The organism is Arthrobacter sp. Cza30, assembly GCF_059090765.1.
Map to the genome: position 1 here is coordinate 583,186 of NZ_JBNHGA010000002.1, position 24,002 is coordinate 607,187.

Annotated in this window: 18 protein-coding genes and 1 tRNA gene; 11 read left to right on the top strand and 8 right to left on the bottom strand. The window is 61.5% G+C overall.

Features of this window, described 5'->3' with window-relative positions; translation table 11 throughout:
* Positions 1–214: 214 nt before the first annotated feature.
* From AC5RVZ_RS08005 to AC5RVZ_RS08025, 5 genes are all read right to left on the bottom strand, one after another.
* Positions 215–1,432 (bottom strand): quaternary amine ABC transporter ATP-binding protein, encoded by a 1,218-nt coding sequence (locus tag AC5RVZ_RS08005; protein ID WP_494065227.1) that lies wholly within the window; start codon positions 1,430–1,432, stop codon positions 215–217.
* Positions 1,432–3,543, bottom strand: a complete 2,112-nt coding sequence (locus AC5RVZ_RS08010) for an ABC transporter permease (RefSeq protein ID WP_494065511.1) — start codon at positions 3,541–3,543, stop codon at positions 1,432–1,434. Before AC5RVZ_RS08010 ends, AC5RVZ_RS08005 begins: the two co-directional genes overlap by 1 nt.
* Complete coding sequence (locus AC5RVZ_RS08015; protein WP_494065228.1) at positions 3,534–4,526, bottom strand: glycine betaine ABC transporter substrate-binding protein; 993 nt, start codon at positions 4,524–4,526, stop codon at positions 3,534–3,536. Before AC5RVZ_RS08015 ends, AC5RVZ_RS08010 begins: the two co-directional genes overlap by 10 nt.
* A gap of 558 nt (positions 4,527–5,084) precedes the next feature.
* Entirely contained in the window at positions 5,085–5,522 is a 438-nt protein-coding gene (locus AC5RVZ_RS08020) for a GIY-YIG nuclease family protein (protein ID WP_494065229.1), read from the bottom strand.
* 784 nt (positions 5,523–6,306) lie between these two features.
* A complete protein-coding gene (locus AC5RVZ_RS08025) occupies positions 6,307–6,879 on the bottom strand; it encodes a hypothetical protein (RefSeq protein WP_494065230.1) in 573 nt (190 codons plus the stop codon).
* A gap of 408 nt (positions 6,880–7,287) precedes the next feature.
* Here AC5RVZ_RS08025 and AC5RVZ_RS08030 point away from each other — a divergent pair, with 408 nt between their 5' ends.
* The 4 genes from AC5RVZ_RS08030 to AC5RVZ_RS08045 all read left to right on the top strand — a co-directional run bounded on the left by AC5RVZ_RS08030 (position 7,288) and on the right by AC5RVZ_RS08045 (position 10,854).
* Positions 7,288–7,689 carry a hypothetical protein gene (locus tag AC5RVZ_RS08030; RefSeq protein WP_494065231.1) on the top strand — a complete coding sequence of 134 codons (402 nt, stop codon included), beginning with the start codon at positions 7,288–7,290 and terminating at the stop codon, positions 7,687–7,689.
* A gap of 367 nt (positions 7,690–8,056) precedes the next feature.
* Positions 8,057–8,542 (top strand): hypothetical protein, encoded by a 486-nt coding sequence (locus tag AC5RVZ_RS08035; protein WP_494065232.1) that lies wholly within the window; start codon positions 8,057–8,059, stop codon positions 8,540–8,542.
* Between the two features lie 571 nt (positions 8,543–9,113).
* On the top strand, positions 9,114–9,584 hold the full coding sequence (locus AC5RVZ_RS08040; RefSeq protein WP_494065233.1) for a site-specific integrase: 471 nt from the start codon (positions 9,114–9,116) through the stop codon (positions 9,582–9,584).
* A 451-nt stretch (positions 9,585–10,035) separates the two neighbouring features.
* Entirely contained in the window at positions 10,036–10,854 is an 819-nt protein-coding gene (locus AC5RVZ_RS08045; RefSeq protein ID WP_494065234.1) for a hypothetical protein, read from the top strand.
* Between the two features lie 1,843 nt (positions 10,855–12,697).
* Here the strand turns inward: AC5RVZ_RS08045 and AC5RVZ_RS08050 are convergent.
* Positions 12,698–13,912, bottom strand: a complete 1,215-nt coding sequence (locus AC5RVZ_RS08050; protein ID WP_494065235.1) for a mechanosensitive ion channel family protein — start codon at positions 13,910–13,912, stop codon at positions 12,698–12,700.
* Between the two features lie 234 nt (positions 13,913–14,146).
* On the opposite strand from AC5RVZ_RS08050, the gene AC5RVZ_RS08055 reads away from it, so the two are divergent.
* From AC5RVZ_RS08055 to AC5RVZ_RS08080, 6 genes are all read left to right on the top strand, one after another.
* Complete coding sequence (locus AC5RVZ_RS08055; protein ID WP_494065236.1) at positions 14,147–14,707, top strand: MarR family winged helix-turn-helix transcriptional regulator; 561 nt, start codon at positions 14,147–14,149, stop codon at positions 14,705–14,707.
* A 299-nt stretch (positions 14,708–15,006) separates the two neighbouring features.
* The gene (locus tag AC5RVZ_RS08060; protein ID WP_494065237.1) at positions 15,007–15,723 is read left to right on the top strand and encodes a DUF2238 domain-containing protein; all 717 of its coding nucleotides are present in this window, start codon (positions 15,007–15,009) and stop codon (positions 15,721–15,723) included.
* Between the two features lie 342 nt (positions 15,724–16,065).
* A complete protein-coding gene (locus tag AC5RVZ_RS08065; RefSeq protein WP_494065238.1) occupies positions 16,066–17,904 on the top strand; it encodes an FAD-dependent oxidoreductase in 1,839 nt (612 codons plus the stop codon).
* Positions 17,905–18,089: 185 nt separating this feature from the next.
* Positions 18,090–18,163: transfer RNA gene (locus AC5RVZ_RS08070), tRNA-Val, on the top strand.
* 363 nt (positions 18,164–18,526) lie between these two features.
* Complete coding sequence (gene betT / locus AC5RVZ_RS08075) at positions 18,527–20,791, top strand: choline BCCT transporter BetT (RefSeq protein WP_494065239.1); 2,265 nt, start codon at positions 18,527–18,529, stop codon at positions 20,789–20,791.
* A gap of 104 nt (positions 20,792–20,895) precedes the next feature.
* Positions 20,896–21,330, top strand: a complete 435-nt coding sequence (locus AC5RVZ_RS08080) for an acyl-CoA thioesterase (RefSeq protein ID WP_494065240.1) — start codon at positions 20,896–20,898, stop codon at positions 21,328–21,330.
* Positions 21,331–21,383: 53 nt separating this feature from the next.
* Here the strand turns inward: AC5RVZ_RS08080 and rlmN are convergent, their stop codons facing one another.
* Entirely contained in the window at positions 21,384–22,601 is a 1,218-nt protein-coding gene (gene rlmN / locus AC5RVZ_RS08085) for a dual-specificity RNA methyltransferase RlmN (protein WP_493980094.1), read from the bottom strand.
* A gap of 124 nt (positions 22,602–22,725) precedes the next feature.
* Here rlmN and AC5RVZ_RS08090 point away from each other — a divergent pair, with 124 nt between their 5' ends.
* Complete coding sequence (locus AC5RVZ_RS08090) at positions 22,726–23,205, top strand: pyrimidine dimer DNA glycosylase/endonuclease V (RefSeq protein WP_494065241.1); 480 nt, start codon at positions 22,726–22,728, stop codon at positions 23,203–23,205.
* Between the two features lie 96 nt (positions 23,206–23,301).
* Here the strand turns inward: AC5RVZ_RS08090 and AC5RVZ_RS08095 are convergent, their stop codons facing one another.
* On the bottom strand, positions 23,302–24,000 hold the full coding sequence (locus AC5RVZ_RS08095) for a helix-turn-helix transcriptional regulator (protein WP_494065242.1): 699 nt from the start codon (positions 23,998–24,000) through the stop codon (positions 23,302–23,304).
* Between the last annotated feature and the right edge of the window lie 2 nt (positions 24,001–24,002).

A 24,002-nucleotide genomic window follows, 5' to 3' on the forward strand; every position in this document is an offset into this window, starting at 1 on the left:
CGGATTTCGGAGCACCAATGCTCACACCAGACTTATAGGTCTGTCCGTGGTGTGTACCTCCACGTGCCGCCGAGCACCCTTACTCTTGGACATGCTGGCATGAGCGGCATTGCACCGGCCAATGTCCCGGTGAAGCTGCCCTTGGCGGGCGGGCACACGGAGTTATCAGGCCGTCTTGCCTTGTCGCCCTTCACCCCCAACACCAATTTGACCGTTACACCGCTGCCGGCGGGGTCGCGAGAGCTTTTACCACCGCAGTCTCATCCGCATATCCCAAGGTCTGACCTGAGTTAGCTCGGACAACCACCGGATTGCCGGTTTCAACCAGCTTTTCCATCACGAAATTTAGTTTCACGTCTTCATCCACAGTTGCGTAAATACCTTGAGCAAGATCCTCAAGCCGCAAGCCATCTGTCTGACGGCGTAGCAGCTGTCGTTCCGTGACTAGATAAGATCTATTTCCGTCTCCTGGCTGGACGACAGCAACTTCGCTTTGTGCTCGCTTCAACTTGGCAATTACGTCAGCCGGGTGGTCCGAAGGGCTGGCCGATACCGCTGGGGTCGCGATTGCTCCCGCTCGAATTAGCTTTGCTCGAGGGGCCTCGACAGCAAACCTGCGAACGTAGTCATCGGCGGGATTGAGAACAATATCCGCCGGAGTACCGATTTGCACCAGTTCACCGTCCCGCATAATCGCGATTCGGTCCCCCACTTTCAACGCCTCCGCCAAATCATGAGTAATGAAAATCGACGTCTGTTTGAGGTCTTTAGCCAGTCTCAGGAGTTCATCCTGCAGGTCCGTGCGGATAAGTGGGTCAAGGGCGCTAAACGGTTCGTCGAGCAGGAGCAATCGCGGGCTTACCGCCAACGCACGTGCTAGTCCAACGCGCTGTCGCATACCTCCACTGAGCTCGTGCGGGAACTTATGCCCCACATTTCCCAGACCGACCAATTCGATCATTTCTGTCGCGCGCGCATTACGGACTTCACGGGGCACACCACTAATTTCAAGACTGTACGCAACGTTGTCCAACACGCGTCGGTGGGGCAGCAGGCCGAAATGTTGGAACACCATTGCCCAGTTCTTACGGCGCATTTCCGCCAACTGCTTTGGCGGCAGAGTCAGGATTTCGACGCCGTCCATCACCACTGAACCTGCCGTCGGCTCCACAAGTCGGGTTAGGCATCGGACGAGCGTAGATTTTCCACTGCCCGACAGCCCCATGACCACGAAAGTTTCACCCGGCGATACGTCAAAAGATAAGTCTCGCACGGCCAACGTATGCCTCTCGACGGACATAGCGCTTCGGCCGGATTTAATTTCATCGAGGAGGCGCTTTGGGTGTTGCCCGTAAACCTTCCATAGACTTCTAACAGCGATAGCCGATCCATTAGCAGCCTCGTCGAGCTCTTGAGAATTGTTTTGCGTCATTATGCAACCTTTCCAGCAGTGACCGACGTGTGTCTTGTGGAAGCCACAAGTCGGGTTGCTCCATCGAACAGTCGATCCAAGATAACGCCCAGGAGGAACATCGCGAGTCCTGCCTCAATTCCTAGTGACAGATTGGCCCGTTGCACAGACATGAGAATGTCGCCGCCAAGGCCCGGTGCACCGATCATCGCGCTCACCACTGCCATCGCAAGAGCCATTAGCAACGTCTGGTTGAGACCGACCATGATCGTTTTCAGTCCCATCGGGATTCGAATCTGTCGCATGATTTGTCCCGGTCTAGCCCCAAAAATGAGTGCAGCCTCAACTACTTCAGCATCTACACCCCGTAAGGCGGCGTCGGTGAATCGGATCATGGGTGGTGCCGCGGCGACGAACGTTGCGAATACTGCCGCGACTTCACCAGTCCCGAGAACCATAACCGCGGGGATCACTAGAAGATATACGGGCAGCGTTTGCCACACATCCAGTACTGGACGCATGACGGCGGCCACCGCGTTACTGGTCCCCATCAGGAGCCCAACGGGGAACCCTACTAGAATCACCAGTCCGACAGCCGTGGTCACCACCGCCAGAGTCTCCGCAGTAGAATTCCACATGCCAAGGCATCCGATGAGCACCACTCCTACGGCTAGAAGCAGCCCCTGGAATTTTCCATTGAGGATGGTTCCAACTAGCATCGTGCATACAACAACGGCAGCCCATGGGATGGCCCCGAAAAATCCTCCCAATGTGTTGAGGCCATAGAGCTGAATCGCATCACCAATCGAATCAAGCATCGGGCCCCAAACTCTGGTCAGCCATTGCACCGCGGCATCCACCGGCTCTCTCAAACGCAGTGGAGTCCCCCAAGGGGGTTTTGCGAAGTTCTGCCAGGGACCACGGAACATCTGAGTAGCCGTCAATACTGCTAGAAATGCAAGCAAGCAAATGTGCGGAGTGCCGAACGGCAATCGGAGGAACCGCTGAAACCGACGTGTCCCGCTGGAAGCCTTGTGCGTAAAATGCCTGGGTTTTAGGGGCCTTTGCCGCGGTGAGGTCGCTCTGTCTACTAAAATTGCCAACAGCACGAGCGCGATGCCGCCCTCCAAAGCATCCCCGAATGCCAACCGGCTCAATCCGCTCCACACCGGCGCTCCCAAGCCAGCAGCTCCAATCATTGCGGCCATCGTCGCCATTGCGATTGCGTACATAATTAGCTGGTTGGTGCCTGCACGGATACTCGGCGCCGCCATCGGGATCTTCACATCAGAGAGGATCTGCCATCGATTCGCCCCGAATGAAATAGCCGCTTCCACGACCTCTGGAGAAACATTTCGAAGACCCACGCTCGTCATTCGCGCGAGCGGGGGCAATGCCCAAATCACAGTCACCACCAGGGCCGCGGTACTACTCATCCCGAACAAAAACACGACCGGTACAAAGTAAGCGAATGCGGGGAACGCTTGCATGGCGTCAAGCAATAGTCGAACTGCCGCGTTGGCCTTCGATCCTATTGCTCCGAAAAGCCCCAGAACAATTCCGAGAACAAACGCAACGCCAACACCCACGAGCATGAATGCCACAGTCTGGATCGTCTCGGCCCAAAGACCTGTCAGAACCACCCACGCAAATGTAGCGAGAGCGAGCACCGCCAAGTTGATGCCTCGAAAGTATCCCAGCAGCAAGACGACCCCGGCTACGAACACCGGTGGAGAGACACCCACCAAGCCATTTAGCAACTCCTCGTACGCCATGTTCATGAAGTTTGCGAATGGCTCATAGGTCCAGGGCGCGTTCTCCGCGTAAGCAGTGAAAGCGCGCTCGAATTCACTACCAACGGGGATCCTAAGTAACGCCGGGAAGCTACTCGGCCCCCCTGCGAGGGCTGAGATCGCCGTGAGCGCTAAGACAGCGGCAATCACGTGCCATGACTGCCACTTGAAGCCTTGCCCTTTTTTTTGAGGTTTTGGCTTTGCGACGGTACCTCCGCTGAGGTTGCGACGTCCTTCAGTTGAACGCCTCGCATGTTGAGAGGAGCTATTTTGTTCAATCGATTTTGTCGCTTGCGGCGTCTGGGAAGCCCCGGACATCGTGTGGTCTCTTAGATCCATTCCATCCACACTTCACGATTGTCATTCATCCAGGCGTCTGCCGCCTCTGCCGGCGACATTCCTTCATCCACCACCAGGGACTGCAACTGATGCAACTGCTCATTATTCAAACTGTAGTTCTTTAGGATTCCCCAAAGCGCAGGGTGTTCAGTTTCGACAACGGATGAGGCGATCTGGTAAATGTCAGTTTTAGGCCACTGGCAGGCATACGTTGTTCCCCAACATTCATCCGTGTGCTCAGGGAACTCCACTCGAGTGAGGTCGTATTTGTGGGTCATGTAGTTGGGGCGCCACATGAGCCCAAGCCACGGCTTGCCCTGCTCGTATGCTCGAGTAAGCTCCGCGAAGAGTGCGGCTTCAGATCCAGCGAATACCATCTCATAGTCAAGTGCCAGATTTTCTATGCGCTGGGGGTCTCCGTAAGCGAATGCCCAAGACTCCGCTCCGGACATGTACTGTCCCTTCGTCCCGGTCTTCGCGGTGCGAAAAACGTCAACACAATCGTTCAGTGCCTCCCAATCCGGAAGACCCGGGCAGGAAGCTTCAATACCACGCTCAGGATCTCCCTCGATGACATAGGTGGGGACATACCAGCCTTCTTCACCCGCATAGTCTGAGGTGCCAATTTCTACGACCGTCGCCTCATCTTCAACGTATTTTTGCCAGATATCTGGGAATTGCCACCTCCAGATATCCAGCGCAACAATGGGCTGCCCTTTAGCCATGGCCGCCATCGTCTCGGCCTCTCCTCCTTGAATAACCTTCGCTTCTCCCCCAAGCTCATTCACGACATGCGCCATTAGATGCGCTTGAACAGAGCTTTCCATGTACAGGTTGTCGGCAAATTCAATTAGGCCTTCACTCATCAAAGCCTCAGTGACACCAGGATCGATGCCTTCAATAGCGCTGCTGCCAGCTTCCTGCGGGACACATCCGGTCGCCAGCATAATCGTGCAGACTGCTGTGGCACCGAGGATCGCCAAACCTCTATTGTGTCGAATACGGTGTCTGGTATGCATCCTTGCTCCCTCGATATATTAGGTTTGATCGTTGGAATACTTCAGTGATTAGGCCTACGTGGCTTTGGGATTCCCTTTGAAGGATGGTCGGGATTCGAGTGGCGGAGCTCGCCAACCGTAACCGGCCAGCAATTTCTAGTTACAATATTGGTTGCTGCGCTGATTGTACCGACCTAAATCGGGGTTCTGAGTCTAAAGTCGTGAGCATTGCGCGAAGTTGGACGATCAACCTGTCGCCCTGCAAGGTTCATTAGCGTTATTCTTCAGTAGAAAATCGCCATAACCGCTAGACGTGATGTAAAGCGGTCCATCCCGCACCTGCACATACTGTCAATGCCGCGGCTCGCCATGCTCCATAGCCGCAAAAGGCCGCGGCCGGGCGGCTACGGCCAAGCCGCCCGAGTTCGCTCGGCCAGCTTGTCTCGCTCGAGCCGGGCGAACGAGACATCACGGCGGGCATTTCCTTGCCCACTGGACTTGTGGCGCCGGTGCTTTCGGTAAGGCGAGTCATGGACTCCTTTTCTAGACCTTTTCATCGACGTCGCCGCGGCTGAGGTGGTATTCCTCGGCCACGTACTCGCTGGTGAATTCCACGACCTCGACCCGGTGCTCCTTGAGCACCTCGAGTACCTCGGCGGGCTTGACGTAGAAGAATTCGCGCCGGGTGTTGATCTTGTTGACCCGCTGTTCGGCAAAGGTGGGATGCAGCACCGCTTCGACCCCGACGGCGTCTTCCGCGAAGAACAGGGCGTGGACGTCAAAGGTGAAGGGTACCGAGGCATCACCGAGTCCTCGGACTCGGTCCATGGGTTCGAGCCGACGAGTCATGCCGATCTTCACCATGTTTTCGCCACAGGCGCCAACGTTGGAGATCACGTAAACATAGGCGGCCCGGATGTTCGCGGCCCTGTAGTCGACTTCGGAGATGGCCTTCTCGGCGTCCGCGATCAGCGTACGCACCCGCACGGCACCCTCGGCGTCGCCTTTTGCTTCCAGGGCGGCCAGGGTGGACTGGTAGTGGCTGCGCTCCTTCTCCAGCTTCTCCTTGGCCCTGGCCAGTTCCTGCTCGACGCGCCGCTGTTAGAGACTTCCGGATGTGGAGAATGGCGTTCGACAGGGATCTGCTGGGCCGCGGGCCTTCGTGTGTCAGGTCCTACAAAATATCCCGGGGCCTGAATGAGAACAACCATGTGCTCGTGGACCTCGATTTCGATACGCAAGAGGCCTCAAAATTTTTGTTCTTGCTACAAACAGACCTCTGGGAGGGGAGTCTCATATCCCAGGCTTTGACCGGGGCGCCCACAACGCAAATGATCGAGACCGTTGCCATCGAGACATCCGCGGCCCCCTTAATCCCGAAAGCGGACCGGCGCTGCTCAACGGCTTTCGGAAGGAGGGGAAACGAACCGGCCCGCGTATCCGCCTTAGTCTCTTCGGAACGACGCTGGACGATGGAGCCGGCCAGCGTGGTTGCAATACTGTCGCTCCTGACGGGCGCCACGACCACCAACGAGCGCACAGCTCCCTCGGAGGACGCCCACCCCTCAGCCGGGCATCAACAACGCGCTGTCTGAGTACACCCGGATGTTGCGGCTTACCTTGTTACGCCGCGTCACGGCTTTCAAGATCTTCGACAAGCGCCATGATGCTCAATTCGTCGCGGACTTCACTGACATCCCGGAGCGCATTAGTCTGCCATGACTCCCAGTTTGATGATGGCCCCTGCAGCAGAGCAACACGGTCATCACTCGGCACCGAAGATACAGAGAATAACGATATGGCGTGGTCGAAACTTTGGAGCCGGCCGTTGGAGTTGGAGCCCCCAAGAGCGCATCATCGCGCCGAAGGAGTTCTCTGAGTCGACAGTGCCGCTGGCACGCCAACTGCTTCCTGAACCGGATTCGGATTCCGAGCTGAACTTTGCGGAGGAGGGTGACTTTAGCTTCTGCTTCACAAAGCCGTGACAGGCGACCCGGGCGTCGATTTCGTCAGCTTCGTTGGGCGAGTTGATGGCAACTTGGCAGCTCACAAAAAGAAGCACTATCACAGCGAGGATCGCAACGAAGCACCCTACTGCGGTGCGCTCACCGCCTGTCATTGGCCGTTCAGTGAGGTGTATCTTTTCGCCCTCGGCTGTTCCGATGATGTAGCCGGCCTTGGTGATCTTCTCGTGGGTGTCGGCGTCGCTGTCAGCACTCTCCAACGTCTTCACGGTCCTGCCAGCGCTGTCCATGATCTCGATGGTGCGGACCCTGGCCAGCGTCTTGGTCTCGCCTTGCCCGATCAATTTTTCTTCGGCGTCATGCACGATCGCCAAGAACTGCTTCTTTGCCAATCTGTTCCCCAACGTTACTTGTATCTTTTGGTCTAGTTTTCTTCGCCCAGGCGGCCGAGTGTCGCCTTCGTTTCTCATGTGCTTTTGGCGCGGCGACGCCAATTCCAAACCCAATCTAATCAGCTATACAGAGAGAACCTCCGCTATTTGAAGTTATGAGTGTTTCTGATTCCCGTCGTTCCCGCGACGCAACTTGCGTTCGGACCGCGCGACGGCTGCTAAGAACTCGAGGGTGTGACGCACTACTGGAGAAATGCCGGTAACACGGCATTGTGACGTCCCCTCCGACGCCGTCGCGATAGTACGTTTGAATCGTTCAATCGACTTAGGCTGTGCGGATGGGGGGGAAAAACCTATTACAAAGTCCTGAGCGCGATTCTTGGAGTGCTGGTGCTTGGCTTCGCGGCGTTAATGATCGGCTCTTCGCTGAACCGTCCGACGCCCGTTAGCCAGGCTGCCGCTGACGCTGAGACTGACCGGATAGTTGATAGCTTGCTGGAGCGCGACGCCTGTTTCGATGCTCTGGAGGCGGCCAGTGACGCCTACGACCGACTGAATGCCAGCAACCCGAACGTTCCGGCGGACACGTTCAACGCCATCGAACTGCCTCCGCTCAGCGCTTGCGAGGATGCACAGGCGTGGCTGGACGCGGCGCGCAAGAAGCCGACCATGGTTGGGGTCACGCGCCAAGACGCTGTTGATGCCTTGCTGCTGTTCACCCGTTGCTCGGTTTCCGGGGCAGCTCAGACGCCGGTCTGTGTGGATGCCGCTGATCGCGGTTGGCTCGACTAGCAGAAGCCCCTCTCCGCAACCATGAACGAAAGGTGAGCCGTCCATGGAGGTAATTCCCGAGGCAGTGCATCGCACCCTTGCTTATCTCGCGCTCCTGCACTCAAGGGGCCTCGGAATTCCAAGTCCGCATCTCGACGCCTTTTACATGCGGCCGGAGATCAAGCGCAGCACATGGCGGAGTTCGCTCCGTGAATCGATGGATGACAGCGTTTTTGCTAGCTATAGCGAGACTTTCAGCGACTACGGACAGCGCCTCGGCTGGCTCGAAGGGCCTTACGATAATCTCCGTTTGACGCAGGTGTAGCTCGCCCTTGTGTCGGCCCTGAGCAGTCCAAAACTAGAAAACGAGACTCAAGACTTCGCTGAAGTGGTTCTCAGCCCTGAAGACCCCTTTGCATATGAACGACTCCTTGGCCGTTTCAACGACCTTGGGCCATCACTTCTCGTAGACCCGTATTTGAGACTTGACCAGTTCATGGAAGTCGTGACGACCACTCAGGTAACGCGAATCCTCACGTCTGAGAAAGCGTTCGAAGACGGGCGCCGCAAGGTTAGTGTGAAGGCTAAAGCTACCTATGCCAAGGCTCTGGGACATGAGCCCGAAGTATGCGTTCGGTATATCGGCGCCCTGCACGACCGTTTCATAGTCCCAGACGAGGGAGACGCCATTTGGATGCTTGGCGTGAGTTTGAACGGCCTGCGGAACAATTTCTCTGTCCTGACCAAGATCGAGGCCGAAGGCAGTGCAGCTATACGCCAGCGGCTCGATGCCATCTGGAGGGAAGCAACGGTCCTGGAGCCCGCCCGGCCCCAGCCCTCGACAGTAGCTGCAGACGAGGAGAAGGGATCGTAATCACCCATTTCCCTCCTGCCAGCACGCCGGTTCATATGGAATATTTCTGCGTCCAGCACGCGTCACGCTGGAAGCTTCTAACGGAAAAGTTTTCGGTGTGCGTGGCATTCATGGACGGTGCCGTGAAGGGCATGATTTTAAGGCTGCTTCACGTCGGGTTCACTCCCGCGGAAGCGTTCTGTTTGGGACAAGCCGCTTACATTCCAGAGCACAAAAGATCACAGAGTGTCCCTCGCACGGTTCTTGAGCGGCAGCAGGCGAGTTGGGAAATCAATCAGACTGTAGATTTGCTGTCCATGGACCCGTTCGGGCCCGATGCTCACCGCATGCGAATTCTCTTGTGGGAGAAGGTTTTTGGACTCGGTTCATGGCACGAGCCCATTGACCTCGGAGAGGTCTATCGCCCTTCGTCCCAACCCGCGGACGAGCCAACGCCCCAAGCCGCCCCTCCGAGGTCTGCCCCATCTACACCGCCACCCGCGCAAACATCAGCGCCCACAGTGCAGGCCGATCCACCCACTCCTTCTGCTCTTGTATCAATCGCCGGGATACTGGTGCTGCTGCTCGGGATTTGGAACCAGCCAATGCGCTTACCTGGCAGCACATCGACACCGACGACGACACGCTCCACGTGACCGTGACGAAGTCCGTCTCCAAGACGCATAGGCCTCGCCGTGTGCCCGTCCTGGACCCTCGGGTCGCTGAGCGCCTGCTGGCACGGCGGAACGCAGCGGTAAACGATTCGGCACACGTCATTGGTGCGCCGACGAACCAGATGATGGCCTGGGACCGCGACAACTGCCAGAAGGCCACCACGCCTCTCTACATTGAGCTGGGCGAGTCGCTCAATATCGAGCTTCTGAGTACGGCGAGGACGCACGTCTGGCGCGCGACGCTTAACTCGCTGCTGCTCGATCAGGTGCCTGAGGTGGTCCGGGCGGCCTTCTTTGGACACGATACGGCGGTGAACCGGGCCGCGTACACCGACCTCGCGGACACATCCGGCATGGTCAATGCCGCCCGGAAGCTCCGGGCAGTTTAAGTGTCCAGTGCAAGGAGGCTGGTGGCACCGGTGGGGACTGTCGCTAAAAGTGTCTTTATTTCCTGTCCAAAATACCTGTTTCATCGGGTAGGTTTGCGTACGCTTGAGTAATGGCATCTGTCGGATACGCCCGATTATCGACAGGAGAACACTCCACCGACTCGCAAATGGTTGCTTCGCCGGCCGCAGAAATGGCTTGCCGGCACAAGAAACAACTACTTTTGGCGCCTTAAGAGCAATCTTGTATATACAAATCGACAACCAGAGAGCCGGTGGGTTGGAATGAAGCGGAGTAACTCTCTGCACCGCAGCCGTATTGACTGGGAGACCATTAAAGAACCTGATTTCAACCGTGTTGTCGAGGCTCTATTGCGACGACTGTATGTATGACCGCCCCCCCTTCGCCGTTGACGTAATTCGCGGAGCAGGCGGAGACAAAGGCATCGACGTCGTGGTGTGGAACGAAACACGTGAAGCAGAAAAAATCTTTCAGCTCAAACATTTTTTGGGAGGAGCCAGTGGCGCGTTCGTTGGGAGACGTGAGCAGATAAAGAAGTCCTTCAACAGGGCTTGGGACAACTATTCACCGACTGCATGGATCCTCGTCATGCCACCGAATGGAAGGATCGAGGAACTCGAATACCTTGAGCGTTTAGCGCACGGTAAGGATGTTGAGGTTAGCATTTGGGGGCAGGCCGTCTTCGACGACGAGCTGGCAGAACATCAAGACATCGAACGGGCCTGCCTGAGAAATGAACTTGAAGAAGTTCTTACTGGGATGGCACTGGAGAAAGCTGCTCTCGTCGGTGGTAAAGATCTATCGCAGCGCGTTGTGGCGTTGTCAGAAATTGCCGCAGGGCGCAGCCTCTACTGGACCACGAACTTCAGCATGCAGGACGGCGAGTACATCGAGACCTACACGCCGAAACACCCTGATGCGATGAAGATAGAACCTATTCATACGCAAGTCTCGTTCACATTCGGTGACAGTGATCGAGAAATCGCAGATCGTGTGAGAGATACCCTCGATTGGGGATCGTTCGACCCTATAGACGTTCCTGCGAGTGCCGCTACCTTCGTCCGTAAGGGACCCTCCTGGGTGCAACCCCTCCCCCCGAAGGCAACGGAACCTCTTAGCATGGTCGCTCCAGCTCTTACCGTCGACCCCAAAGAGACGGTCACGTTCAACTTCATAGACGAAGCAGGCTACTCCCAAGGTCGATTCGACGGGAAGGTAGACGGTTACCTGCGTCAGGCACGACAGCGCTAAGGGGAAAGCGTAATCTTTCAGCCCTGGCTCTGTTCTAAGAGACTCCCTCCGCGTCCTTTGAGATCACTTGGGGGCTGACTCAAAGTTGCTGAGATTCCACGGTCGGAACTCCGGTATGAAATCGGTGGCTGTACCACGCCAGACTTGTACTGGCTCGGGGCCCTCCGGCCTCATTCGAATTGATATGGGATCTTTGCTGTCTCGTTCGAGAGCCGCAATCACCTTTGACGCATCGACAACTCTAAGGTTCCGGTGGAAAAGTGTGGCGGGCCCTAGTTGTACCTGCTGCCTTGGATGTCGAGAGCAAATGCGTCCGGGCGGCTAGCGAACGTTCCGCCTTCACGGATGAACCGCACTAGACGTGGTCATCTCTTCAGGAACAGTGAATGACGTTTCTAATTGCCCCTGAAGAGCCAGGAGATCGTCCACGAGTTCCTCCGTATACGGGTCCCCAGCAGGTTCGCCGGATCCATTGGAATCCGGCTGTATCTTGTCCGCTCGATGACCATTGTGAAATATCTCGAGAATGCCTCCGGGGCGCATCTTGGTCTGCAGTTTGAGCGCTCTAGCTGCGTCAGAGACAGGGGCCCCAATCACACTGAATGAGATTTTCAGACCACCCACCGTGGAAGTTCGATCATGGGGGTAGCGAATGGTGACATCGACGATGTTTGCGAACCTCATCTTCAGCGAGACCCCTTTGCGACCCATCGAACGTCCACGAGAGCGGGTAATGATCCGGGTGGGTCGACTCATGCTCGATGGATTCCTCACAGTGATGCCGACAGGGACTGATTTAACAGCAACCCTCAGCGGAGAGTATGACGAACCGATTCGATTTGGCTCGCAGCGACGGGGGTGCACCAAGTGGAAATTCCCGAGGGGCAGGCCGCCCACGGAGCCGCCGTCGCGCGTGGAACCAGCGTCATGTGGCGGAAGGACAGCTGAGCGCGCTGGGTCGCAGTTGCTCCGCCCCGGCGCGCCGAGCACCAACGAATTAGCTTCTTTGCTCTTGAGGCCATTTAAGGGCGCGCTATGGCGTGGTCAGCGATGCGAGGTGTGCATTCTCCAGTGGTCCCGAAAGTTGCCGTGCAACTGCGACTCCTGTGACGGGGAGGCGTAGCTGTGCGACTCCCGCCGCATCACGGGTATGTCCCCCCAAATCCGGCTTGCACGGCGGAAGAGTGCTGGCCTGCGTCACAGCCCCACGCCTCCTTATTTTCCTGGCCTGGGACACCGTCCGACTCTCGGTCGCCCGCTGCTGCTTATCCAGCTTGTACATCCAACCCACGGCTCGATGCCGCACCTCTCGGTGGACCCGGTAGTACTGGCGGCCTCGATCGTGCTGCGGCTGCAAAGGACGACGCGTACGGTCCCGCAGGGATACCGTCCTTGGAAACTGCCTCAACGATGCCTGTAACCTCCTCAGCCGGGCCGAACCGCCGGAAATTGGGATCGTTGATCTGATGCTTGTCCTGCTGGTGGCCACGGCACTCCCAGTGCCGAAAACCACCTGGAAGTTCTTCGGGCTTTTCGCCACCGATGGATGAGTTGGTCGCGCAATAAGCGCCGGTTGCTTCCGTCCGCCAACTCAACCGCACCCACGTGGCCCGCCGATGAACATCTCCACCCTAGTCAGTCAGCCTGACCATCCTTGACGAGGCGCTTGGACTGGCGGACGCCCACGTTCAGTGCTGAGAGGCGCCGCGTCCTAGACACTAGAGTCGCCGAGCGACGCGAACATGCAGTCGGGGCACCGCGGACGTGCGCAGACTCAGCCGAGTGGAGCCCCAGCGCCGGACAGTCCAGACGCACCCACAGGAGCTGCCACGAGGCTGCGCGCCTACCCGCCCTGGTTCGCCTTTCGCTCGCGTTCCTCGTAGGCCTCGTCCCCGGGGCCGGCGAACGCCTGGTTGCGCTCGATGGCGTCGATGGAGCCGGTGAACAGCTGGGCGTCGCCCGCGCCGGTCATCGCCGCGGCCGCGGGACGACGGCGGCCAACGACGGAGGTCTCGCCGCTGTTCACCGGGCCGACGGCTTCCCACCGCTGCCGGGGCAGCGCCTGCGGGTATTCGCGCTGCAGGAAGGTAACCATAGATTCACGCACGAGGCAGCGAAGGTCGAACAGTGTGCCGCTGTCCACGGCACTGACCAGGATGCGCACGCGGACCAGTGAGTTGACGGCGTCGGTGACCTGCAGGATGGCGGTGCGTCCGTCCCAGATTTCGGCCGCCTCCACCACGGCCTTGAGGTGCTCGCGCAGCTCGTCCAGGGGAACCCGCCAGTCCACGTCCAGCTCCACCGTTCCCAGCAGGGCGGCGGTCCGGCGGGTCCAGTTCTCGAAGGGGGTGCCGGTGAAGTAGGTAGAGGGCAGGATCAGCCGCCGGTCATCCCAAATGTGGACCACCACGTAGGTCATCGTGATTTCCTCCACCGTGCCCCACTGGTTCTCGACTACTACGACGTCATCCACTCGGATGGCATCCGTGAAGGCCAGCTGCATGCCGGCAAAGACGTTGGTCAGGGAGCTCTGCACCGCAAGGCCGGCGACCACGGACAGGACGCCGGCGGAGGCCAGGATACCGGCACCGAGGGCCCGGACCTGGGGAATGGTCAACAGCACACAAGCGACCGCGATCGTCACGATCAGCGCCACTGCCACACGGCGCCCCAGGATCACCTGCGTCTTGAGCCGGCGCAGCCGTCGGTTGTCCTTGGTGTCCGTGCGGTACTTGGCCAGGATGGCCGCCTCAATGACTAGGAGTACGACGACGGCGAACCAGGCCAGCGCAGCTATGAGCACCACGATCAGGACGAAGTCCGCGGCGGTGTGCCACGGCTCATCGGCGGAAGTGATACGCAGGCCCACCCGGATTCCGATGACCGCCAGCGCCACCCGGAAGGGGCTGCGCCCGCGGGCCGAGACATCCCGGATGTTCGGCACACGCCGGAAGAGCTGGTTCACTGCAACCCGCAGGAGCGCCGTGATCACCAGTGCTGCGGCAACGGCGATCAGCACTACTGTCGCCGGCTGGATCAGGTAGAGATAATCATCCATATTTTCGATGGTGCAGATCCGGCGAGGAGCCTGTCCAGTCGGGCTGGGCGACGCCCCGGCCAGATACTGGTGCTCGAGTGATTGAAGTTGCTGCTCAGGCAGGAGGCACCGGCGGCTGTGACCCCGTCGAGCGACGACGGACGAGGGTGGAACAGCGGCGCAATCCCCGACAGCCCAGGCCTAGCAAAAACAGTTCGGTTAGCCGAACCGAACTGTTTTTGCTAGGTTGGTCTCATGCCAGATTCTCCCAAAGTCGTCGAGACGGGCGGTGAGCAGCCCACACCGGGGGTGCAGGTCCGCCACGGCTTCGCCCTGCTGCTCCAATGGGCCAGCAGGAAAAAGATCCGCCGATACGTCTTCGGCCCCGAAGCCGAGGACCTCTCGCCCACCGACACGGCGCTGCTGGAATACCTGACCAGGAACGGCCCGATGCGGCTATCCGACCTGGCCGCACAGTGGGGAGTGAACAAATCCACCATGACCCCGCAAATCCGCCGCCTCGAAGCCAGGGAACTAATCGACCGCCGGCCGGACCCCGCCGACCGGCGGGCAACCCTCCTACAGACATCCGCCGCCGGAATTAAACTGCAACAGCAGATCGGCGCCGCCGGCGCGGCAGCGTTCGATGAAATACTCTCCAGCTGGTCACCGGAAGACAGGGAAATCCTCGGAGCCATGCTGGTCCGCTTCGCCAACGAACTCTCCGCCTCCACGCCCCGGCTCTTCCAAAGCACCGCGGCAGCCCCCAACGACATTCCTCCAGCCCATAATCCGAAAAGAACCCCCAACCCCTGAACACCACCCCGGCCCGAGACTTCCGGGCGTCTTCGACTCGCGACGCAATACTCCCCCATATCCGTTGCCTTGCAATAGGAGATTCCTTCCTAGGAAAAAGGGCCTCGGGGACCTGACACCCGACATGCTGGCGGCCGGGCGCTACTGAGGCCGGCCGTTGCCCCGTGTGCGCTGCCATGTCGCGGCCGTATTGCCGCCCTGTGTCTCGTGCCCTCGAACTGCTGTCCTCGCTGGAGGGCACTGCGTGCTTTCCGCACTGCACCCAAATCGCTCCCCGAAATTTTGTGAAGGTTGACTGAATGAGTGAAAGCAACGAAATACAAGAAACGGTGACGTCCAGCGACGCACTCAGGCGCCACGCCCCACTGATCGCGGCCGAAGCCCTCTTCGCACTCTCCGCACTCAGCGCGCTCATTCGCGGCGAGTCCACGGCAGCCGTCATCCCCGTCGCACTGCTACTGGCCTCGTTCCCGGTTCTGCTCCTGGAGCGGTGGGCGCGCGTTGAGATCCCCGCACGCCTACAAGGGCTGTACGCCGTGTTGCTGGTCGGTGGCCCGTACCTGGGAAGCCAACTGGGTTTCTACGCCGTATGGACACTGTGGGACACGGTCGTGCACTTCTACTCGGGATTCGTCGTCGCGCTCGGGATCGTTTTTGCGCTGGGCGTCACCGGCCGCCGCTACGGATTCTCGATCCCGCCCTGGCTTGCGGCGGTGATGATCGTCGCCTTCAGCGGTTTCGTCGCCTTGCTGTGGGAGATTGCGGAGTTCGCCTCCGATGCTGTACTCGGCACCGCCGCCCAGAGCACCAACTTCGACACCATGACGGACCTGATCGCCGGAACCGCGTCGGCGATCATCGTGGCGGCCACCCTGTTCCTCGTCCAGCACATGGGACGGCTCCCCTCCGCCGAGGTCCTGACGCAGGGCCCACCACCTCGGCAGGTACCCGATGCGCACACCCCGGCCGCGGGGCACCCTCGGAGTGCCCCTGTAACCGAAGGCGCCACACGATAAGATCCGAACCACCGGGGCGCTGTCGGTGCTCGGTGCTGACGACAAACCGGCGACCTCGGCGCCCGTGTCTGCCAGTATTCGGAACCGAACTGAACGCTCTCCCGGAATTCGACACTTGGCATGGTCCTTGATCTGATGGAAACGGAAGGAGCAAATAGTTGACACGTCAACTATTTGTGGTTTAGCGTAGATGCATATGCATGCACTGCATGTACTCGTCTTAGCGCCTGCATCGGTTCGCACTCCCGAGGGCTGCTGCGACAAGCGTCCCCGCATGGACTTCTGCAGCGCCTCACTGAACCGGTGAGGCCGGTGACGGGGACTATCTGTAAGGAGGAAATCGTGGTTGACAGTTTGACTCAGCACAGCGGATCCATCGGGACCGTGTCTCAAAAGGGCATCCCCGACGAGGTAGATGTAGCCATTGTCGGTTCCGGCGGGGCTGGCCTGATGGCGGCGCTCACTGCTGCCAGGGAGGGCGCAAGGGTTCTCGTTGTCGAGTCGCGGGAACTCGTCGGAGGCGCCACCGGCATCTCCGCGGGTGCCGCCTGGATCCCAAACCACGGCTTCTCGACCAAGGACCTCAAGGTCGAGGACAACCTGGACCAGGCCCGGCGCTACATCTACGGACAGGGTCGGGACAAGGTTCTCGACCACGACCTGGTGGAGAGTTTCCTGGAAGCCGGACCCGACGTCGCCCGCTTCATCGAAGAGCACACCTCCTTCGGGTGGATCCCGACGATCTGGCCGGACTACCGCTCCGACATTGAGGGCGCGTCCGTCGGCCGTGCGCTCTTCCCCGGCCCCTACTCCCCCGAGGGACTGGGAGAGGCCGCACAGTACGTGCGGCCGGCCCTCACGACGGGCATGGCCAAGAACCCGCTCCCGTTCTGGTTGCTCGGCGGTATCGGCATCGACGACGTCTGGCTCGCGGGACCGGCACTGGTCGGTGCCCTGCTTGAGGGCAGCCTGCGCAACGGCGTGGACGTACGTGTGGAGGCGCCCGCAGTCCGGCTCGTGACGGACGAGTCGGGCGTGCAGGGGATCGTCGTACGAGCCGATGGTGTGGAGCACACGGTGCGCGCCACCAAGGGCGTCCTGCTGGCCAGCGGTGGCTTTGAAAGCTCCGACGAGGTCACCACCACCTACCTCGACGCACCCTTCGGCGTGCAGGTCTCACCGAAGGGCCACGACGGCATCGCGGTGCAGTTGGCCAACGAGGTCGGCGCCGACCTGACCGGGATGGAAGACGCCTGGTGGATGCCCGGCGTGCAGCTGCCCGGCGAGGAGTTGGAAGGCCAGCCGCTCAGCCGCGTGTTCCTGGGTGAGCGGGCCCTGCCGCACAGCCTCATGGTGAACAGCAAGGGCGAGCGCTTCGCGAACGAGGCGCTGGCCTACGACCAGTTCGGGCAGATCATGCGCGAGGTCGACCCGGAGACGGGCACCATGCCCAACGCCACCGCATGGCTGATCTTCGACCAGAACTACTGGGAGAAGTTCGGGATCTTCGGCATCACGCCGGGCGGAGAAGTGCCCGAGTACCTCCAGAGCGCCAATACCCTCTCGGAACTGGCGGCCAAGATCGGCGTCGACGAGGTGGGACTGCTCCGCACCGTCGACCGCTTTAACCCCGAGGCCGCACGGGGCCGCGATCCGCAGTTCAACCGCGGTGACACGATGTTCGACCGCTACTTCGGTGCCTACTATCCGCGGCTGGGCAAGAACTCGCCGGACGCGCGCTTCCCTGCCGCCACCGCAAAGGCCAGGGTGCTCATCGCCAAGGCCGTCGGTCCGATTGCGAGCAAGCTCGCCGGCCGGGTGGCAAAGAGGAACGACCCCGAACGCCTCCGTTCCGTGGTGGTCAAGCCCCTGGCGAAGATCATCCGGCCGGTGCTGAAGAGCCCGCGGTCAAGTGTGCTGGGGCCGGTCGACACTGCACCCTTCTACGCGCTCAAGGTCGAGGCCAGCGCACTCGGCACCGTCGGCGGCCCGAAGACCGATGCATTCGGGCGTGCCCTGAACACCGAGGGCAAGGTCATCAAGGGCCTGTACGCCGCCGGCAACGCGGGCGGAGCCCCCACAAAGGGGTTCTACGGAGGCGCCGGCGGGACGATCTCGCTCGGACTGGTGTTCGGCTACCTGGCGGGACGCGAAGCAGCCCGACGGCAGGACGGCGCCTAAGCACCATCGGCGGTGCCCTCGACCGACGAAACAGCGGTCGAGGTCACCGCCGCACGGCGGCCCTTTACTGCCGGAAAGGCGCCCGCCCGCCGTCGTGCTTGAATCACAGGTTTTCCTAAAGCATGTCGTGACGCCCCTCACCAAATTTGTCGTTTGGAAACTGGGGGGTCTACAGTCATAGGCGCCGCAGGGTGGAGCAGTTCGGCAGCTCGCCGGGTTCACAACCCGGAGGTCGTAGGTTCAAATCCTACCCCCGCAACTACTAGTGGGACCCTTGCCTGTTTCAGGCCGGGGTCCCACTTTTTTGGCCTACTCCCCTGCCGGAGCGCCGCCCGGCACCAGCCGGCAGCGCCCGAAGAAGGACCCGGTGGCAGCACGGGCAGCAGCCCGGCCGCCGACACCGCTGCCAGCAGCAGCGCATGGCGGCAGCCACGACGCAGGTTGTCCCGGCAAGCGGCCGTCCAGGGCGGGGAGGCGGAGCCGGGGATCGGCAAAATTGCTCCCCCGCAGGTGGGCACGGACGGGCTTGGGGGGTCTACGCTGTTCACCGCCACGGTTTTTTGGGTGACGTGCCGCCGCTGACCAGAGCAGCAGGCACCGCCCGCGAGAGAAGGAGAATCCGATGGCTAACGCCGAAGACGACGGCATCTCGAACAATGAGGCGCTCAAACCACTGGTCGAACGCAGCCGCTTCGGCGTGGCGGAACGGCGCAAACCGGCCGACGCCGATTCCGAGGCCAGGCGCCCGCCCATATCCAGCACGGAACTGAGCAAAGGGCCCGCCGAACTCACCGAGAACCGCGGCCCCCGGGTCAACTGGCGGGTCTTCATCATCTCGTCGGCGATCGTCCTCGCCTTCTCCATCTGGGCCATCGTCGCCCCAGGCAACGCGGCCGGCACGATGCACACCATGGTCGGCTGGATCGCCACCAATCTGGGCTGGTTCTACGTCCTAACCGTCACCCTCGTCATTCTCTTCGTCCTGTGGGTTGCCCTCTCCAAGGAAGGCAGCGTCAGGCTCGGCCCCGACCACTCACGCCCTCAGTACAACCTCTTCACCTGGGTCGCCATGCTCTTCGCCGCCGGCGTGGGCATCGACATGCTCTTCTACTCCGTCACCGGCCCGATCACGCAGTACATCACTCCTCCCACCGCCGCCCCCGAATCGGCGGAAGCCGCGCAGGACGCCGTCGTCTGGACCATGTTCCACTATGGAGTGGCAGGCTGGTCGATGTATGCCCTTCTCGGCATGGCAATGGGATATTTCGCTTACCGGTGGGGCATGCCACTGTCCATCAGGGCCGCGCTCTACCCCCTGCTGGGGAAGCGGGTGCGCGGCGCCACCGGCGATGTCATCGACATTTTCGCCTTGGTCGGCACCGTCTTCGGCGTCGCCACGTCGATGGGCATCGGCGTCGTCCTGCTCAACGTCGGCTTCAGCTGGTTGTTCGGCCTGCCGGAGGGGCTGGCCCTGCAGATTGCCCTCGTGCTCGTCGCCGTCGTCATGACCGTGGCGGCGTGTACTTCCGGCGTGGACAAGGGGATCCGGTGGATCTCCGAACTGAACCTGTGGGCTGCCGGAGCGATGATGCTCTACATCCTGATCACGGGCAAGACCTCGTTCCTGCTGAACGCCATGGTCGAGAACATCGGCCGCTTCATCTTCTCCCTGCCGGAGCGCACCCTGCAGACCCTGGCCTATGAGGAGGACGGTTCGGCGTGGATGGCCGGCTGGACCCTCTTCTTTTGGGCCTTCTGGCTGGCCTGGGGCCCGTTCGTGGGCCTTTTCCTGGCGCGGATTTCGCGTGGCCGGACGCTGCGGGAGTTCGTCATCGCGGCCATCACCGCCCCGGTCCTCTGCGACTTCTTCATCGTCTCGATTTTCGGCAACAGCGCCATGAGCGAGGTTCTCGCCGGCAATACCGAATTCGCGCAGGAGGCCATCGACAGCCCCGAGCACGGGTGGTATGCCCTGCTGGAGATGTTCCCGGGCGCGCCGTTCCTGATCGGTTTGGCCACCCTCTCGGGCCTGCTGTTCTACCTCACCAGCGCCAATTCCGGTGCGATGGTGATGTCGAACTTCTCCTCCATGATCCCCGATCCGGCGATGGACGGGGCCAAGTGGCTGCGCATCTTCTGGGCCCTCGTCACGGCGTTCCTCACGGTGGCCATGCTGGTGGCCGGTGGCGTCACGACCATGGAATACGCCACCCTGATCTTCGCGTTGCCGGTGACCGTCATCGCGTATCTGGTGATGGCCTCCTTCTCGAAGGTGCTCAGGATGGAACGGGCCGAGCGCGAGGGGCAGGTGCTGCGGCGGCGCACTGCTGCCGCCCATGGCGGGCAGATACCGGAGAAAACCTGGCGGCAACGCCTGGCGCGCCTGCGGTCCTACCCGTCGAACAAGGCCGTGGCACAATTTGCCGAGCGGGTCGTGCAGCCGGCGCTGCAGGACGTCGCCAAGGAATTCACCGAACTCGGCTACGAGGCAGAGATGACGACGACGCCGAACGCGAAGACCGGCATCGACGAGCACATCCTCGTGGTGAATATGGACGACCACCGCGACTTCCACTACCAGGTGGCCGCGGTCGAGGCCCCCGTTCCGACCTTCGGCGGCCGCAGCATGCCCCGCGAGATCGACACGTACTACCGGCTCGAGGTGTTCACCCAGACCGGCAGCGAGGGCTACGACCTCATGGGTTTGACCCAGCAACAGGTCATCAACGACGTCCTCGACCGGTACGAGGCGCACCTGGCGTTCCTCAAATACTCCAGCGAACACGCCTACGCCTCGGTGCTCACCCCCGTGGTGCCGCCGACGACCGAGTCGATTCCGCACGTGCCCAAGGCGGCCGACGACGTCGAGAGACTCGACGAAACCTAGGACCGGCTGCCGGCGCCTCGGCGGGCCGGCGCCTCGGCGGGCCGGCGTCTCGGCGGGCGAATGACTCCCGACGAGCCGCCGGCCCGTTCCGATACAGTCGTCCCATGGGCACCGACGACATTTCCTTCCACACCCGCAAGTGGGTGCGTCCCGAAGACCTCAACGCCAACGGCACCCTGTTCGGCGGAAGCTTGCTGCGGTGGATCGACGAGCAGGCGGCCATCTACGCCATCGTCCAACTGGGCAACGGCAAGGCAGTGACGAAGTACATGTCGGAGATCAACTTCGTCAGCTCGGCCCGTCAGGGCGATCTGATCGAGATGGGCCTGAAGGCCACGCATTTCGGCCGGACGTCCCTGACGATGCGGGCCGAGGTGCGGAACATGTTCACGCGCCAATCGATCCTGACCATCGAAAAGATCGTCTTCGTAAACCTGGGCGAGGACGGCAAGCCCGCACCGCACGGCTTCACCGAGATCACGTACACCCGTGACCGGGTCCCGCGGCAACATCTGGACCCCTCGGCGGTCCAAGACTAGCGGGCCGGGTCCGAGGACCCGGCCCGCCCGCCGTCGTTGTTGTTAGTGCGGGGTTACTCCGTCGCCGCCAGCTGGCCGCAGGCGCCGTCGATCTCCTTGCCGCGGGTGTCGCGCAGCGTGGTGGGGACGCCGGCGTCGTTAAGCCGGGCCACGAACTCGCGGGTGACGTCCGGGTCGGACGAGGTCCAGATGGAGCCCGGGGTGGGGTTCAGCGGGATGGGGTTGACGTGCACCCAGCCGCGGCCGCGCTTGTTGAGCTTCTTGGCCAGCAGGTCGGCGCGCCACGCGTGGTCGTTCATGTCCTTGATCAGCGCATACTCGATGGAGACGCGCCGGCCGGTGCGCTGGTAGTAGCCGTAGGCGGCGTCGAGTGCCTCGTCGACCTTCCAGCGGGAGTTCACCGGGATCAGCTCGTCGCGCAGCTCGTCGTCCGGGGCGTGCAGGCTGAGCGCGAAGGTGAAGGGCAGGTTCTCGTCGGCCAGCTTGTTGATCGCCGGCACCAGACCCACGGTGGAGACTGTGATGCCGCGGGCGCTCATGCCCAGGCCCTCGGGTGCCTCGTCCACCATGCGGTGCACGGCATTCATCACGCGCTTGTAGTTGGCCAGCGGCTCACCCATGCCCATGAAGACGATGTTGGTGACCCGCCCTGCGTCGGGGCCGGCGTCCTTGCGCTTGCCGCCGAGGCCGCCCTCGGCGATGACCCGGTTGGCCTGGACAATCTGGTCCAGGATTTCCGCGGTGGACATGTTGCGGGTCAGGCCGGCCTGGCCGGTGGCGCAGAACGGGCAGTTCATGCCGCAGCCGCACTGGCTGGAAACGCAGAGCGTGACCCGGCCCGGGTAGCGCATCAGGACCGATTCGACCAGCGAGCCGTCGAAGAGCCGCCACAGGAACTTGATCGTGTCGCCGTTGTCGGTGGTCAGGCGCTTGACCTCGGTGAGGAGGGTGGGGAAGAAGGTCTCGGCCAGTTCCGCGCGCCGCTCCTTGGGCAGGTCGCTCATGCGCTCGGGATCGGTGGTGTAGTGCTGGAAGTAATGAGTGGACAGCTGCTTGGCGCGAAACGCCGGCAGTCCCAGCTCCTTCATCTTTTCCTGCCGCTCGGCCAGCGTCATGTCGGCGAGATGGACCGGCGGCTGCGTGACCCGCGGGGACTTGAACTGCAGCAGCGGACGGCCCTCGCTGGTGACGGCCTGGTTCCAGCCCTCGGCGGCGGGACGCACCTGGGGCCGGTCGGAAGTTTTTTGGGGGGAAGAAATCTGCGAAGACATTGCCACCTATTGTCTCACAGACGCGATATAGTTCTCCCTTCGCCGCCGGCCGCCCCGGAGCGCGGCTGCTGCCCGGCCGCCCGGCCGCCGCCCCGGACGGGCGAGGTGTGCTTATTCTGGTCCAATGCGGATATGGAGCCTGCACCCCCGGCTGCTTGACCGGAGGGGCCTGGTGGCCTGCTGGCGGGAGGCCCTGCTGGCGCAAAAGGTCCTCGCAGGCGAAACCAAGGGCTACCGCAACCACCCGCAGCTGCAGCGGTTCCGTGCCGCGGAGGACCCGATGGCAGCCATCGGCGCCTACCTGGAGGGGCTGGCAGCCGAGGCTGCGGCCCGCGGCTATGCCTTTAACACCGGCCTGATCCGGTGCCCGGGAACCTCGGCGGCCGGTGCCGCCGCAAGGGAGCGGCAGCCTCGCCTGCCGGTCCATTCGGAACAGCTCAGCTTCGAACTGAGGCATCTGATCGCAAAACTCGCGGTGCGGGACCCGGCCCACGCCGTGGTCCTGAACCAGGGGCTGGAGCAGCAAAGCCAAGGGGTCCCCGACCCGCATCCGTTGTTCACCACGGTCGAGGGTCCGGTGGAGGATTGGGAACGGCCGGTGTGACGCCTTCCCGCCCCCGCGTGAACCGCTCTGGGCCCGGGCCCGGACATGGCCTAGTCGGAGGCCAGCTGTACCGACCGAAGAGATTGATTGAGTGACTCACTCGCCCCGGCCGTGCACCGGCCTGGCGTTCGCCGGGGGTTCTCCGACCTCCTGGATAGTGTGGCCGCCGCAAGCCGTCGTGGTTACGCTGGCCCGCTCGATGCGTGACACGGTGAACCATCGCATGGCGTTGCGCAGCCGGCACCACCCAACCAGGTACCACTGGCCGTTCGTGGAGGCGAACAGCACTGGCTCGACATCGCGGGTGGTCGTGGTCTCGTCTCCCGATGTGTAGCGAATGCGGATCACGCGCTGCTCGGCCATCGCCTCCTCCAGTGCCGACTTGATGGCGCGCGAAGAGGAGGGAAGCGCGTTGACCCAGACGCGGTGGGCCAACTCGTCGGCGCGTGCCCGGGTATTGGGATCGAGGACGTCCAGGATCTTCTGGATACCCGCTGCTGCCAGATCGGCGTAGGGGGCATCGGGTGCAGCGGACACGGCCGCCATGAGCGCCACGGCCTGCGCCGGGGACAGGCTGACCGGCGGCAGGGACGCGCCGATAGTTAATCCGTAGCCACCGCCCGGACCGGGGCGGGACCATATCGGCGCACCGCTGTTCTCCAACGCATCGAGGTCTCTCTTGATGGTGCGCACGGATACCGCGAACTCTCGAGCCAACCGTTCGGCGGAAACTCCCCGCGCGCCGCTGCGGCGCAACATCTCGGACAGGGCATGGAGCCGCTCGACCCGCTTCACGG